Source organism: Mucilaginibacter sp. L3T2-6, from assembly GCF_030519355.1.
In the GTDB taxonomy this organism is placed as follows: domain Bacteria; phylum Bacteroidota; class Bacteroidia; order Sphingobacteriales; family Sphingobacteriaceae; genus Mucilaginibacter.
In genome coordinates, this window is record NZ_JAUMKC010000040.1 from 1 (window position 1) to 15,109 (window position 15,109).

A 15,109-nucleotide genomic window follows, 5' to 3' on the forward strand; every position below is an offset into this window, starting at 1 on the left:
GCTCGGCTAATGGTTCCCCTTAACGGGCCCATAGCGGACTTGCACCGCCAAGTAAATGCGCCCTGCCGGGCGCACCATAAGAAAGCCTGTGAAGTTTAATTTCACAGGCTTTCTCTCTTTCAGACTTTTACGTCCTTACTGACTTTCCGGACTTAATCATTTAATTACTCGAAGCTACCAGAACGATTTTTGCATTAATAACGTCGGTTGGTTTAACAGGCGTTACACCGTTCGGGTCCTGTGCATAGATGGCCAGGCTGCCCGGATTATAGGTAAAGCTGAACGAAGTACCTCCGTACACTTCCGGCAACTGCTCATAAACCTCGTCATTGGGGTTTGAGTTTGGATAATAAATTGAAACAATTACCCCGCCATAATGATTAAAATCAGCCCCTATTTCCTGTGCATCTAAACTTACATAATAGGAAGTACCATCAGACGACAACGTCCAGTCAGAAGGCTTTATGGTGCGATAGATGGTTAAATTGGGGTTCGGAGTGATATACTTTTTAGTACATGAAGACGCTGCCAATACTACTATACAGCCAATGATAGATAAGATTCTTTTCATACAAGTTGTGTTTATTTATATATAAGACGAACGTTTAAAAAAAAGGTTTAATATAATTTGGGATTTTTTTTAGTTATAGCTGTTCCACGGATTTACACAAAAACCTTGTTACAAACATTTATTTAACTAATTATTCAGTTAATTTTAAGGATGATTAGAACGTTAGTTTTTATATTATTTTTTTTACCTGTTGCTGCATTCGCGCAGTTCACCATCAAAGGCAGGGTTTTAAATAGTACAGACAAATCCCCCGTAGCTAATGCCAGTGTGTTTTTAAACAACTCTGTTGCCGGCAGTAAAACCGATGATAATGGGTTGTATAAAATTACCTTCGTGCGCCCGGGGCAATACGACCTTGTTGTTTCCTGCGTAGGCTACGAGACCGTGCACCAAAACATTATCGTTAATGGCGACCTGCAACTGGCTGACATCAATCTACCGCCTAAAATTATGATGCTGGACGAGGTGCACATCAAACCCCGAACCGGCTGGGCCCAAAACTATGCGCTGTTTAAGCAATATTTTTTTGGCACATCAAAATTTGCCCAGATGTGCAGGATTACCACCAAAGGCATGCCCGACATACTCGATCTGGACCGGGATAGCAAGACCGGCGTATTTACCGCAAAGTCGACAGATTATTTTGAAATTGAAAACAGGGCACTCGGTTACAAAATAAGGTATTTTTTGCAGGATATGACCAGCGAACCGTCGGGACATTTTTATTACGAAGGCACTGCAGCCTTTGAAGAGCTTAAGGGTTCCTCATCAGAAATACGTCGCTGGAAAAAGAACCGGAAGGAGGCTTATGAAGGTTCCAGCATGCATTTCCTGCGATGTGTTGTAGGCAATGAACTTACAAATGAAGGCTTTAAAGTATTGCGTTTAATAAGAAAAGTTGATACCGTCCATAAAAATAACAACGATAAGGCGTTCAGCACCCTGGTAAATACACCACTTAAAACTGCCGAATTTGCCAGCCGTACAACCGTTACCGGTGAATACGCTTTAAATTTCAAGGACTGTCTTTACGTAATGTATAATAAGCAAAAGGCGGCTAAGGGTAAGCCCGTCCCGGCGGATTGGGCTTCAACCGGCTGGGACGACGCGCAGATAACCACGCTGATATTTAGTGAACCCTATACCTACTTCGACAATAATGGCATCATTATTAATCCCGCGAGTGTTGCTTTTGACGGTAACTGGGGCCGCCGGCTTATGGGCGAACTACTGCCGGTTGACTATGTGGAATAGCTGTTATAAATCATGACCGGGGATTAGCCGCAGACTCTTCGGCGTAGCATGCGGCTCATCTCTGGTCTTAACCCAACAAGCCAATTATTCCACAACATACCTGTAAACCTGCCTGCCCGGATTTCCGTCTGCATCTATGCCTTCAATGACCATCCGGTAAGTGCCTTTGTTATCAGTGTTGAAATAGCTGAATGCAGCTTTTCCATCCTTACCGGTTATCACATCAGGATTCCAGTAAACCGTACTGCGGTAATCGTTTATTTTTTGATTGGTTTTGGGATCGTCATATTGTGGCGAATAAAATTCGCGCGCTTTGTAAAAGCCCTGGGGATGATAGGCGATTACTCCGGGTGTATAACGCTGGTACACATATTCCGATTGCCGTTTAGTGGTAATTTCTATAACACCTCCTCCCGCTTTGCTGCCGTATACCGTATAAAAATTGGGACTAACCATAACTTCCATACTCTGAATGCTTTCAGGATCAATATCATTAAAAAAATGACTGTCCACTTCAAATCCATCCACCATAATAAGCATCGGACCTTCTGGACGGATCCTTTTGTAAGGAATACCCCGCTTAAAATCGATGTGTGCCGCGGTTTTCATCATTAATGCAGATGACAGTGTCGCACCAAAAACATCTTTAAGATCATCGCTCGTTAAAACCATATCGGCGTTGCCTGCCCCATTCATATTTTTTGAATGCTTTGTAAAAAACTTTTTATCGCGCACTACAACTTCTTTCAGCATTATTGGGTGTGCGTTAATACCATATTTTTGCTGCTCATCCCTGAATCGTTTCTGATGCGCCAAATAAACCGGCATCTCCGCAATTTCGCTTGCAGTTTTACCTTTCCATGCATCCAAACGCGGTGATGAAAGCGTGTCCAGATCCAGCGTTACGGCATTTTGTCCTTTTGGGACCTTCGATTGTACTATAAATTTGGTACTATCGCCAAATATTAGACCTTTAAAAGCAAATTTGCCGTCTTTATCAGCAACCGTGTCCATCATGAAAAACCCGCCCTTGTTACTCATTATGGTAATTTTAGCCCCGTCGGCAGGTTTTTTATGCCTCGTTACGCGCCCTGATATCTGCAAGTATTTCTCCGGCTGATAAGAAGGCGCCGCTTGAGCGTCATTCAATATCTTTTTCCATTCAAAATACCGATAGCCTTGTGTAAGCATTAATAAGTCCAGATCTTCTTTTGTCTTTTGATTTTGGCTGATGAAATAATAATTGGGTTGTTCAATTATCCCCTTTAAATCAGATGTCAATAAAAGATGGGAAAGGATAGAATTTTCGTTGAGACTATCAACCGGTACAGCGGTTTCATCTGTTACCGCTACAGAAAAGCTGCCCGTTGCTGCTTTGCCAGCGTTATTTAATGCATTAAGGCCGATGGTCACTTTCTGCCGTGGTCTATAGCGCTTCAATGGCGCGGCAAGCTGAAGTTTAAGTGCGTCGTTATGATTAACAAAAACCAGGCGCTCATTCAATGGCTCACCGCTTTCAGAAAATAGCGTAAATTGCACTATACCTGCCGGGAATTTGCTTTTGGGAATTACCGCCGAAAAAATCTTGCTTTCTGAGTGCTTTTGCGCGGCATAATAAACCGCTCCGCCAGATTGCGCAACCAGGTTCAGTTTCTCGTTTCCGGTTGCATTGCCAGCCGTTATTCTTAACCGGATGGTATCAGCATCTGTGTTGTTAATAGCAAATGTATACCCCCGGTTAATGGCTTTGGGCAATGTAACCGAATTGGCAGAGCCATCGGGATAAGTCATGTTTGCTTTATATACCCGGCCCGGTTGTGGTACCAGCACAAAAGCTCCCATACCCAGATGACTCGTCGAAAAAGTGCAGATTTCTGCCCCGGTATCGTCCGTAAGAGTTCCTTTCACATCAACTCCCAAGCCGTTGATACCAACAGCTTTAAAAGCAATTTTTGAGTAATTGCCGGTTATTAAACTCCCGCCTTCCGGCAAAAATTGCACATCGGTAGTTTTCGCCAAATTTTCGCTGACAATTTTCGGTGTCGCATTTTCGGGTATCCGCCCGGCTTCCATGCTTCCTACGGCTATGGTTCGTTCAAAAAATGAGCCTTCTCCCTCATTGCGCATCCATTGTGTATAAGCCCGAAGGCGGTAGCTGCCACTTTTTAGTGAGTCGGGCAACACAAAATCGCCGTGGGTAGTGCCCGATATCACCGGTAATTTTATCGACCGGTATATCTTATTGTCGGGCTTAATTAAGTCTGCGTATAAAATGCCGCTCAGGGCAGATAGCTTATGCACCGGGCCAAGTGTCAGATAGGCCTTAAAATAAATAGTGTCGCCAACTGCGTAATAAGGTTTATCAAAATGCAGATAAACCTTCTCCACGCTGTGTATTGCAGAATAGCTGCTCAATTTAGCGGTAATTGTGTTTATAACGGCATTTTCATGCATGGCCTGGCCAAATACGCCTACAGGCAGCGCCATCAGCAAAAAGTTTAGGATTTTTTTCATATAGCTGGTGTTATAGTTGATAACAAAAGCAAACCAACCTGCATAATCCTGATGCACTCCACTATACAAAATATAACAGGTTATTATTCTTTTGAACTAAAAAATTAGTAAAGGTTTAATTGGGTAGGAAAAATTTTTATAGTCCATATAAAACGGGTTTACTTTGCCAACCGTGGACTATGATCTATCGTTCATGGACTAAACCTAAAACACATTCTTCCACATCATACTTTCTACAGGGCGGGTAGTTTGCGTGTTGTATTTGGCGTTGTCTTTGGTATTGTAGAACGTTTCAATTTCACCTTCAACTACAAAGTATATTAGCTGACCAATCGGCATCCCGGCATATATCTTTACGGGCTGGGTGCATGATATTTCAAGTGTCCAGGTATTGCAGAAGCCCACATCGCCCTTACCGGCGGTGGCATGTATATCGATTCCCAAACGCCCGGTGCTTGATTTACCTTCAAGAAAAGGTATATGCCTGTGAGTTTCAGTATACTCCATGGTCACCCCAAGGTATAATGTATTGGGCTGCAAAACAAAGCCCTCTCGCGGTATCTCAAAGTAAGTAATTTCGTTATGCACTTTGGCGTCGAGCACACGATCGCGATAGGTGGCCAGGTGTTTGCCAAGGTGTACGTCGTATGAATTTGTGCCCAGGCATTCGCGTTTAAAGGGTTCTATAATGATGTGGCCTTGCTCAATTTCTTCTAAAATGCGTTTATCTGAAAGTATCATAACGTCCCTGCTGCGAAGGGGTAAAATTATAACTAATTGCCGGGCGCGGCAATGTTATGTTACCAACAAATGTTTTAGGTAGATGTGGAAATTTTGACTATGAATTTTTGCTTTGGAAGATTACGGATTTTCCGCTTCTTTTTCTTCCCGCTTCCGTTTCCTTTCCTCGCGCCTTTGTTTGCGTTGCTCTTTTTTTAGCTTGCGCTCCTGTTTCCTTATAGTCTGCTGGTCCTTCATGCGAGCCACCGATTGTTCGGTTTTCTTATCAAGGCCTACCGATGGCTTAATGCCGCTAAGCAAAGTACGCCACATGGTTTTAAAAAAGGCGTCTTCAGGCCTGCGAATGTAGGTTACGTAAGCAATCCGCGGTTGTTCACCTTCCTTATCCGGGTTATTGTGTTTAATGATGAAGATATTGGCAAAAAGTGTGGCAATAAACTTCTTTTTTAGCTTGTCGGCATTGGTATCAGCTTGCAGCAAGCCTACCTTTACGTTATCATATAAAAGCTCAACCCGGCCTTTACCGCCCGCCCTGCTGGCCTTGATATCAAAGTCGAATTTGCTGAGCGTCCCGGAGTTAACCTTAAACATACCCAGCGGCATAGCTGCCGGATTAATCGCCTGTAAGTCCATATGGCCAATACTGCCTTTAAAATCAAACAGCGCATCCTTATCGGTAAGGTTGAAATGATAAGTAGCATTAAGCTTACCGCGGTTCATGAAGTTGCTGTTTATGATAACTGTGATGATATTGTTCTTTTTTAACGCCGCAGCATTATTGGTAACATTTAAGGCTTGCGCCGAGGTACGGTTAAAGGTAAGCGTCCCTGTTTTTTTTGATTTAACATTGAACTCATGATAAGTAACATCTAACCGATTGACATTCACCGTATCTATCTTTAAATCTATTTTCAGCCGGTTCATTGCCACATTTGGAAAGCTCTTTATTTTGTCTTCCTTCGTTTTTGCGTGGTTTGGATTAGCAAATACCTGGAATGCCCCATCGTTTAAGAAAAGACTCGAAGCGGTAAGCGTTCGGTATTTATGGTAGCTTAAAAAATCAAAATTATTCAGCTGTGCTGAATCAAGGCTCAGTGTAAAACGGTCCTTGTGGCTTTTGGTGAAAAACTTTTCGGTACTGGCGGGTTTAAGTGAGATACCTGTTAAATCGAGCTGCGATTTTGATGTGGACAGTTTAATGGATTTAACCGAATAGGTGTAGAGCCCGTTTGGTGTTTCGCCTTTATAATTATTTATCTCACCGGTAATGTCCTTACAATACAGCAGCCGCGATTTATCAGTTTGTGTAGCCGAATCGATAAGCAGGTCGTGCGCGCTCAGGTTCATCTCCTGGAATTGTGATGTACTTAGCTTATTGCCCGAATAATCGTTATAAGTGAACTTTACATCCCCCATCAAAATATCGCCGATATGAATATAGTGCAGGCTTTTAGATATTTTTTGCCAGGCGGTGCGATGATCTTTTGAAACAGTATCGCGTGTATGATTCAATTGATAACTGACTTTAAGCTCCGGGTTGTACAACAATATCCTGCCGATATTCAGCTCTTTTTTGAAATATAATTTAAATGGGTGGATATGCGATAGTACCAGCTTTTTTATATGCAGCTCAACCAGGTTGTTCGGCGCCAATCCGCGTTTTTTGCGGGCGTTGTAAACAGCAGTATCAGGTTTTAATGTGATATTGAAAATTGCGATAGTGCCCCGCAGAATATGAAGTTCTGCAGCAGAAAAGTCGGCTTTATAAAGTCCGTCGCTGCTGGTGGTAACAATATCCTTTACTTTGCTTTCCAATATGGGCGACCAGTAGCTGTTCAGAACTAAAGCCGCAATGAGTATAAGCAGGACAAGACCGGAAAAAACAGCCAGGGTGATTTTTTGCCACCTCTGCTTCAGAAAATTTAACACCATCAGTTACCGTTGTTGAGCTTTGCCTTTTCCAATGAATCTTTTTTTGCTTGTTTTGCCGCTTTTCGCGCTTCGCGGCGTGCTTTTCTGTCCTCTTTAAATTTACGAAACTTATCCAATAAACCATTAACCTTCGTTACCACGCTGTCAACTTTGGCCACCGCCCTGTTCACTTTGCCTTCAGTCTTGCTATCAAAGCCAACGCTCGGCTTCAGCCCGTCGAGTATCCCTTTATATAAAAAGCTAAAGAATGATACCGTAGGTTCCCGCTTCAGATCAACAGGCCCCGGGCGAAAAACACCTTTGCTGTCCGGGTTGCTGCTGTCCAATATTAACTTATTAGCAAGCGTCGAAATCAATCCCTGCCTTTGTAATTCAGCCTGGCCGTCAACCTTCTTCAACAGGTCAATTTTAAGATTTTTATAGTAAAATTCAACCTTGCCCTTCCCGCTGTAATTGCTCGCGTTGATGTTAAACGCCAGCTTATCAATATCCGCCGACTCCACGTGTACCATTGCCAGCGGTTTTACCAACTTATCCAATTTGCGTCCGTCAAACCTGCCCAATGCCCCTGAATAATTGAACGCGCCATCCCTTGCCCGGAGATTGAACCTGAAATTTACGTTGAGCGGCGCTTCGCCCATGAAGCTGGTGTTGATGACCGCCCGCATGTAAGGATTTATCTTTTTTTGGTCGTCATCATTAGTCACGTTCAGAAAATAGCCGTTGGTGTGTTTAAAGGTAATTTCGCCCGTTTGCTGCGTAGCGGCATCTGTTTCCGAATAGCTGATATTGCCGTTTTTAATATTCAGCCGCTTCAACTTCATGTCCAGCGCTACATTTTGCAGCGCCTGGTGGGGGTCCTTGCCTATTTTGCTTGTTTTTTTGCCCTTAAAGGCATTATTGCTGTAAATTTTAACATCCGGGCTGCTTACATTCATAGTACCGGCCCATAAAACCTGGTCGCGCAAAAAAGTCTGCAGGTCAATATCGTTAATGTCAATCTGTTTAAATTTTAAATTAAAGATATCTCCGGCCTTTCCGGTTTTTTTGTAGAAATCGTCATGATTATAGCGTGGCGTAAAAGCGACCTTATCTAAAATTATTTTACGTTGCGCTGTAGAGAAGAATATTTTTTTCAGGCTGGCTTTATACATTCCGTCCGGCGTAAAAACATCGTAATCATGCACCGTAACATCAATTCCTTTGGTGTAATAAAAACGGTCGGGCGACTTGTCTGACAGCGAATCAATAACCACATCCGAAATATGTATATCCAAATGCTTAAGCGCGATATGTTTGTCCACCGGTTTATTTTTGTTGATATAGTTAAGGCTGATGTCATTCAGCGATACCGAATCGATATGCAGTTGCTTAAATACCTTACTGATAACCTCGTACGGCGTTTTTGATTTCCCCACCTTCACCGTATCATTAAACTTAAACCTTTTGTTAATGATGGTAAGATTGGGCTTATCTATAGTAATATCGTCTATATTGAGTATCTTCTCCTGGTAGGCTTTCCGCGCCCCTACATTTTTTATCGATAGCTTTTTTACATTTAGAATAAAGAGATTGTCGGGCGCTTTCTTTAAGGCGACAAGCTTGTTATAAATATCTGTATCGGGCATCAGCTTAAAATTCATGACGGCGGCATTGCCTGATGTAATATTTAAGTCAAAGTCCGAATATTCAATATGATAAAGGCTATCGGTAGACTTAAGAACAAGTTCTTTCAGTTGTGCCTGCAAAATCGGCTTCCAGCGGTTTGAAGCAAGGTATTTATTATAAAAATAATAAGCCGTCCCTGCCAGCAGCACAACAATTCCGAGCAAATAAAACGGCCACTTCCTTATTCTTTTTGGTTCGATATATTGCTGCTCCACAGGCAAGTGTAAATTAAAATGTGAAGGTAGAACAACGAGTTTGACGTTTTGTTAGGCCATCCGAACATCATTTAGGAATAGCGTAAGTGTTTTAGGGAAGCGAAAAAAATATGACCGTGTTCCCGCAACAGCAACAGTAACTTATCTTTAAATTATTTGATAGCATTTAATGTGCCCGGTCAGCTGCTAACTGGCAAACCTGATGTAAACTATTTAATCCTATTTATTTACCGCAGCCCGAATCAATTTAGGGTCAAAATAACTGCCAATCTGTCATCTACTATTCAAATTTTATGTATTTTTGCGGACTAATATATTTTATAGATGATGGATTTGCTCATTCCTAATAAGGCACATGACGAAAGCAGGCAGGGTGAGGCTTTAATGTTGGAGCCAAACGAAACCAACAGCAATGGCCGCAAATTGTATATCGAGAGTTATGGCTGCGCCATGAACTTTAGTGATAGTGAAATTGTAGCGTCAATTTTATCTGAAAAGGGATTTGAGACCACCAGTAATTACGATAACGCCGATGTTATTTTTATCAACACCTGCTCGATACGCGAAAATGCGGAGCAGCGTGTACGCAACCGTTTGAGGGAATTTACCATAGCCAAGGTTAAAAATCCGGGGCTTGTGGTGGGTGTGCTGGGCTGCATGGCCGAGCGCCTGAAATCAAAATTCCTGGAGGAAGAAAAACTGGTAGACGTAGTTGTAGGTCCTGATGCCTACCGCGATCTGCCCAATCTGATCGAGCAGGTGGGCGGCGGTCAGAAAGCGGTAAACGTATTGCTGTCGCGGGAGGAAACTTATGCTGATATCAGCCCCGTGCGCCTGAACAGCAACGGCATCAATGCATTCGTTTCTATCATGCGTGGGTGCGATAATATGTGCTCTTTCTGCGTAGTGCCATTTACCCGTGGCCGCGAGCGCAGCCGCGACCCACAGTCAATAGTTGCTGAATGTACCGACCTGTTTAACCAGGGTTATCGAGAGGTTACTTTGCTGGGTCAAAATGTGGACTCTTATAAATGGACACCGGGCGGTAATGACACCCGAAAAGCAGGAGACGAAAAACCGGTTTTGGCGGGCATGGACCTCTTGGATAAAGTGCTGGCTACCGGCGAAGACCTTACCGGGACTTATACCCACACCATTGAAGCAGGCGACGTTTCCTTCGCAAATTTGCTGGAGATGGTGGCGCTCATTAATCCTGATTTAAGGGTTAGGTTTTCGACCTCGCATCCAAAAGATATTACAGACGATGTGCTGTACACCATGGCGAAGTACGATAATATCTGCAATTATATTCACTTACCGATACAGTCGGGCAACAGCCGTATATTGAAGCTAATGAACCGCACCTATGACCGTGAATGGTATATGGACAGGGTGGCTGCTATCAAGCGCATCATTCCCGGTTGCGCCATATCTACAGATGTGATTACCGGCTTTTGCAGTGAGACCGAGGAAGAGCACCAGGATACGTTAAGTATGATGGATCATGTGGAGTTCAACTTTGCTTACATGTTTATGTATTCAGAGCGCCCGGGGACCTTGGCCGCCAAACGTTATGCGGATGATGTGCCGGAAAATGTAAAAAAACGCCGCCTGAACGAAGTGGTTTCCAAACAGCAGTACTACTCGCACGAACAGCTGAAAAGATTGGTTGGCACTACGCAACGTGTTTTAATTGAAGGTTTCTCTAAAAAATCAGACAAAGATTACTCGGGCCGCTGCGACCAGAATTCGGTTGTGGTGTTCCCTGTCCCTGAGAATTACAAGCCGGGCGATTATGTAAACGTGCTGATTGACCGTTGCACGACGGCGACGTTAATAGGAAAAGTGGTTAGCCCCCAAAAACCCTAAACGGGAGTTACGCCATGGCGAATATCGCCTTAGGTTGCGAGGGCTATCTGTAAAAACAATATTAATAACGTCCTCCGGTTTCTTTACGGGCTGGGGACTTAAATTCCCCCTTTAGGGGGCCAGTGGGCATGGAAATACAAGACATTAAACAACGCTTTGGTATTATCGGCAATTCGCCGTTGCTGAACCGGGCTATCGACATAGCCAACCAGGTTGCGCCTACGGATATATCGGTTTTAATAACCGGCGAGAGCGGCAGCGGTAAAGAGGTGTTCTCGCACATTATACACCAAATGAGCCCACGCAAGCATGGGCCGTTTATTGCGGTAAACTGCGGCGCAATACCTGAGGGAACGATTGATTCTGAACTTTTCGGCCACGAAAAGGGCGCTTATACAGGCGCAGTTGGCGAGCGTAAAGGGTACTTCGAAACGGTGAACGGCGGCACCATATTTTTAGATGAGATTGCCGAAATGCCATTAGGCACACAGGCGCGGTTACTTCGCGTATTAGAATCCGGTCAATATATCAAGGTGGGTTCATCAAAGGTTGAAAAAACCAACGTTCGCGTAATCGCTGCGACTAACGTGGATGTTTACGATGCGGTAAAAAATGGCAAGTTTCGCGAAGATTTGTACTACCGCTTAAATACTGTGCCGCTGCGCATACCTCCGCTACGAGACCGAAAGGAAGATATTTACCTGCTTTTCCGGAAATTTACGTCAGACTTCACTGCCAAATACCGCACTCCGCCTATCCAGCTGGACGAGGATGCCCAACAGATATTGGTTAATTACTCCTGGCCGGGCAACGTGCGCCAACTGAAGAACATGGCCGAGCAACTTGCCGTTCTTGAGCGCGACCGCATTATTACTGCTCAAACCCTGCTCAATTATATACCCGCTGAAGCCAGCCGGAGTAACCTTCCCATGCGTCTGGAAAACCAACCAAAGGAAGATTTTTCAGAACGCGATATTTTATATAAAGTGCTTTTTGACATGAAGCGCGACATGGTGGAATTGAAGAAACTGGTTGCCGATATCATTGAGCAGGGCGGCGTTTCTATCAACCATGCCAGCCACTCGCAGGCTATAAACAAACTTTACCGTGATATTGAGCTGCCAAACGTACCCGATACGCAATTTACCTTGCAGCAGCCCGTTATTAGCAGCAGCAATACCGTTGGTCCTTATAATATAACACAAACACAGGATGCCGAGGAGGTAGAAGAATCGTTATCCTTAGTTGATAAGGAGTCGGACCTGATACGCAAGGCGCTTAAAAAGCACAAAGGCAAGCGCAAACTGGCCGCAAGCGAGTTAGGCATATCGGAAAGGACCTTGTACAGGAAGATAAAAGAATTAAACTTATAATATAAAATGGGAAGACTTAAGGGACTGGCGTTGGTGCTTGTCGGTTTGATTTGGGTTTTACAAGGCTGCACGTACAAGCTGAGCTTAAATGGGGCATCCATTCCCGCTGCATTAAAAACTATAAGAGTTGAGTTTTTTGAAAACACTGCCCCCTTGGTTGTAAATACGCTTAGCCAGCAATTTACCGAAGCTTTAAAAGAACGCATCCGAAACCAAACCAGCCTGAGTGTTGTTAATGGTGAGGCTGATGCAGTGATGTCTGGCACCATTACAGATTATAATATAGCGCCGGTATCGGTACAGGCAACCAACAATACAACCGCCCCGATAGCCGACCAAACACGCTTAACTATAACGGTTAACGTAAAATATACCTATGATGCCGATAAAAAGCTTAGTTTTGAGCAACCGTTTACAAAATATAAGGACTTTAAAGGCGAACTTGCTACCGTTGAACAGTCGCTGATTGCAGACATTAACAAGCAGCTAACCGAAGATATTTTTAACCGGGCATTTGCCAACTGGGATTAATTTGTAGCTTTATCATATAGTGGATCAAAATTATAATAGCAGCCAGAACGACTTTTTATGGACATTATTGGCCAATCCCGCTGATGATGTTTTTCGGTATAATTATAATTTACAGCGGCTGGTTAACGACTTTCCGCAAAGCGGTATTTTGCAGGCATTGCTTGCCCACTCAAGCGAAGAAAAAAACCTTCGTCAAGCTTCAGTTTATTTTAATCCAAGATCGCTCTATAAGTTAGTTAATACACCTTCATCGTTAACCGGCGTGCCCAACGAGAAAATTATTTTTCAGAACGGTAACGGCTACAATAGTTATGTTCATCAGGATGCGCCTGCACAGGTTGCTGAAAACTACTTTAGCTATGGTGAGCCTGCAGAACAAGGAAGTATCGCAGAAGAACAACCGGAAAATCCCGTATATGACACTTACCGGCATGATACAGTTGATACCGGAGAAAGCAGCGCCAGTGATAGTTACGAAGAAAATATAACTATTGAACAACCACCAGTTGAAATACCAGCACATGAGCAGCTAAACGATATACCCGCTGGCGCAGATGATGCGAATGCCATCGAGGAAATGCCATCGGACATCCTGCCTCATGTTATTGAAACCCAGCCGGAGACTGTCACTGAACCAAACGAAGCTCCCGCTGCCGAAATACACGAAGCGCCTGCGAATGAAAGTTTGCCAGAACCGATAATTAACTACGCAGCCGGCCTGGGCCATCGCATGCCGCCAGACGATGAGAATGCTGAAGTTCCTTTGGCCCCACCAGAACATGGAGAAGGACTGGCAGAACAACATCCCGGTGAGCACGGCACAGACCCGGATATATCATATTCACATTCCGTAGAAGAAAATACTGCCGAAACTCATCTGCCGCCTCCAGCGCCTGTAGAAGCGTTGGCAGAGATTCATCCAGGCGAGGCAGATTTACCGCCAACGGTTTATGAACCGGTAGATGAACAAACTGCCGCAGAGCACGCGGCCGATGCTCCGCGTGACGATGATGAGCCGGTACAACAGTACAGGCCCTGGAATGAAACGCAAGCGGAATTTCGCTCCGCCGAGACAGAAGTTAACGAGGATCATCTCGCCCATCAGCCTGCTGAGGAATTCAAATCATGGGAGCATGCTGAATCGGACACTGTTTATGCAGAACCTGCTCCGGAAAGCCACAATATTGAAGAAGAAACTTTTGATGAAATAGGCGCTATTGAAAGTTTTTCAATTGAAAATGACATCCTTGGTAATGCTGTCGCTGCTGATTACTTTGGCTTCGACCGTACTTTTGGGGAACATAAGACACCCGTACCAGAAAAGCCAGCCGAAGCGCCTGCTCCGGAACCGGCAAACGAGCACACCGATGATCAGCAGGATCTGTCAAAATATCACGACGAAAAAATGCCGTACAGCTTTTTGTGGTGGCTTGACAAAACACGTAAAGAGCATTCAGGTGTTTACCAGCCCTATGCTGCTCCTGCAAAAGAAAACATCGCCGAGCCGCTTTCAAAAGTAAAATCGGGCGCAGATGAATTACAGCAGCAGTATTACGAAAACATCTTCCATATAACTTCTGTAGAGGAATTAGATAAAAGCGTCCCGCCACCCCCATTGGCAGCTAATCCTGCTTTTATCGAGAAAAAGAAAGAACAGATCATCATCGACCGCTTTATCGCGGAAGAGCCGCAGATTAGACCACAAAGCAGCGATAAGCTGGATAACGAGAATAAAGCTAAGAAAAGCTCGGAAGACCGCGATGAACTGGTTTCAGAAACGCTGGCTGCTATTTACACCGACCAGATGCTGTATCATAAAGCAATTGCATCCTACAAAAAATTGATGTTGAGATTCCCGGAAAAAAGCCGTTACTTTGCCGGTAAAATTGAACAATTAGAAAAGAAAACCAATTAATTATATAAGAAATGTACCAATTAATGTTGATCATAGCGATCATTGTGTGTGTGCTGTTAGTGTTAATCGTGCTGATACAAAACCCTAAAGGCGGCGGTTTATCATCAAATTTCTCTGCATCTTCGCAAATGCTGGGTGTTCAAAAAACTGGCGACTTCCTGGAAAAAGGCACTTGGTTCCTGGCAATTTTCCTTATGGTTTTGTCTATGGCTATCAATGTTTCTGTTAAAGGAGGCGTTGATAAGAGTGATAATTCTGCAGTTAAACAACAGGCAGACAAGGCTGCCAGACCTACTGCACAGCCAACAAATTCGGCCCCGCTTAACCTGCCTGCAAAACCGGCTCCTGCACCGGCTAATACTCCTAAAAAGTAATAAAATCGTATAAAGCATATGAAGAGGCTGTATCATAAATCGTGATACGGCCTTTTTATTTGGTGCGCCCGGCAAGGCGCATTTACTTGGCGGTGCAAGTCCGCTATGGGCCCGTTAAGGGGAACCATTAGCCGAGCGGCAAGGGTGTCCAT

The 15,109-nt window shown here is 44.1% G+C and carries 11 protein-coding genes; 6 read left to right on the forward strand and 5 right to left on the reverse strand.

The window, feature by feature from the left end; translation table 11 throughout:
• Positions 1–160: 160 nt before the first annotated feature.
• Positions 161–571, reverse strand: coding sequence for a hypothetical protein (locus Q3W13_RS25035; RefSeq protein ID WP_302868736.1), 411 nt, complete (start codon positions 569–571; stop codon positions 161–163).
• Positions 572–721: 150 nt separating this feature from the next.
• Here Q3W13_RS25035 and Q3W13_RS25040 point away from each other — a divergent pair, with 150 nt between their 5' ends.
• Positions 722–1,825, forward strand: a complete 1,104-nt coding sequence (locus Q3W13_RS25040; protein WP_302868738.1) for a carboxypeptidase-like regulatory domain-containing protein — start codon at positions 722–724, stop codon at positions 1,823–1,825.
• A gap of 84 nt (positions 1,826–1,909) precedes the next feature.
• Here Q3W13_RS25040 and Q3W13_RS25045 read toward each other — a convergent pair whose 3' ends face one another.
• The 4 genes from Q3W13_RS25045 to Q3W13_RS25060 all read right to left on the reverse strand — a co-directional run bounded on the left by Q3W13_RS25045 (position 1,910) and on the right by Q3W13_RS25060 (position 8,895).
• Positions 1,910–4,339: a TonB-dependent receptor gene (locus Q3W13_RS25045; RefSeq protein ID WP_302868740.1), complete on the reverse strand. Its 2,430-nt coding sequence runs from the start codon at positions 4,337–4,339 to the stop codon at positions 1,910–1,912.
• A 204-nt stretch (positions 4,340–4,543) separates the two neighbouring features.
• The gene (gene dcd / locus Q3W13_RS25050; protein ID WP_302868741.1) at positions 4,544–5,080 is read right to left on the reverse strand and encodes a dCTP deaminase; all 537 of its coding nucleotides are present in this window, start codon (positions 5,078–5,080) and stop codon (positions 4,544–4,546) included.
• A gap of 120 nt (positions 5,081–5,200) precedes the next feature.
• The gene (locus Q3W13_RS25055) at positions 5,201–7,012 is read right to left on the reverse strand and encodes a hypothetical protein (protein ID WP_302868742.1); all 1,812 of its coding nucleotides are present in this window, start codon (positions 7,010–7,012) and stop codon (positions 5,201–5,203) included.
• Entirely contained in the window at positions 7,012–8,895 is a 1,884-nt protein-coding gene (locus Q3W13_RS25060) for a hypothetical protein (RefSeq protein ID WP_302868743.1), read from the reverse strand. Before Q3W13_RS25060 ends, Q3W13_RS25055 begins: the two co-directional genes overlap by 1 nt.
• A 324-nt stretch (positions 8,896–9,219) precedes the next feature.
• On the opposite strand from Q3W13_RS25060, the gene Q3W13_RS25065 reads away from it, so the two are divergent.
• From Q3W13_RS25065 to secG, 5 genes are all read left to right on the forward strand, one after another.
• Complete coding sequence (locus Q3W13_RS25065; protein ID WP_302868746.1) at positions 9,220–10,764, forward strand: MiaB/RimO family radical SAM methylthiotransferase; 1,545 nt, start codon at positions 9,220–9,222, stop codon at positions 10,762–10,764.
• A gap of 128 nt (positions 10,765–10,892) precedes the next feature.
• Entirely contained in the window at positions 10,893–12,137 is a 1,245-nt protein-coding gene (locus tag Q3W13_RS25070) for a sigma-54-dependent Fis family transcriptional regulator (protein WP_302868747.1), read from the forward strand.
• A 6-nt stretch (positions 12,138–12,143) separates the two neighbouring features.
• Positions 12,144–12,668: an LptE family protein gene (locus tag Q3W13_RS25075; RefSeq protein WP_302868748.1), complete on the forward strand. Its 525-nt coding sequence runs from the start codon at positions 12,144–12,146 to the stop codon at positions 12,666–12,668.
• Positions 12,669–12,687: 19 nt separating this feature from the next.
• A complete protein-coding gene (locus Q3W13_RS25080; RefSeq protein ID WP_302868750.1) occupies positions 12,688–14,583 on the forward strand; it encodes a hypothetical protein in 1,896 nt (631 codons plus the stop codon).
• Between the two features lie 11 nt (positions 14,584–14,594).
• Entirely contained in the window at positions 14,595–14,957 is a 363-nt protein-coding gene (gene secG / locus Q3W13_RS25085; RefSeq protein WP_302868752.1) for a preprotein translocase subunit SecG, read from the forward strand.
• The last annotated feature ends 152 nt before the right edge of the window (positions 14,958–15,109 follow it).

Coding starts and splice junctions, on each gene's coding strand:
- Q3W13_RS25055 (WP_302868742.1), bottom strand. CDS start 7,012: ATGGTGTTAAATTTTCTGAAGCAGAGGTGGCAAAAAATCACCCTGGCT.
- Q3W13_RS25070 (WP_302868747.1), top strand. CDS start 10,893: ATGGAAATACAAGACATTAAACAACGCTTTGGTATTATCGGCAATTCG.
- Q3W13_RS25075 (WP_302868748.1), top strand. CDS start 12,144: ATGGGAAGACTTAAGGGACTGGCGTTGGTGCTTGTCGGTTTGATTTGG.
- Q3W13_RS25040 (WP_302868738.1), top strand. CDS start 722: ATGATTAGAACGTTAGTTTTTATATTATTTTTTTTACCTGTTGCTGCA.
- Q3W13_RS25065 (WP_302868746.1), top strand. CDS start 9,220: ATGATGGATTTGCTCATTCCTAATAAGGCACATGACGAAAGCAGGCAG.
- Q3W13_RS25035 (WP_302868736.1), bottom strand. CDS start 571: ATGAAAAGAATCTTATCTATCATTGGCTGTATAGTAGTATTGGCAGCG.
- secG (WP_302868752.1), top strand. CDS start 14,595: ATGTACCAATTAATGTTGATCATAGCGATCATTGTGTGTGTGCTGTTA.
- dcd (WP_302868741.1), bottom strand. CDS start 5,080: ATGATACTTTCAGATAAACGCATTTTAGAAGAAATTGAGCAAGGCCAC.
- Q3W13_RS25045 (WP_302868740.1), bottom strand. CDS start 4,339: ATGAAAAAAATCCTAAACTTTTTGCTGATGGCGCTGCCTGTAGGCGTA.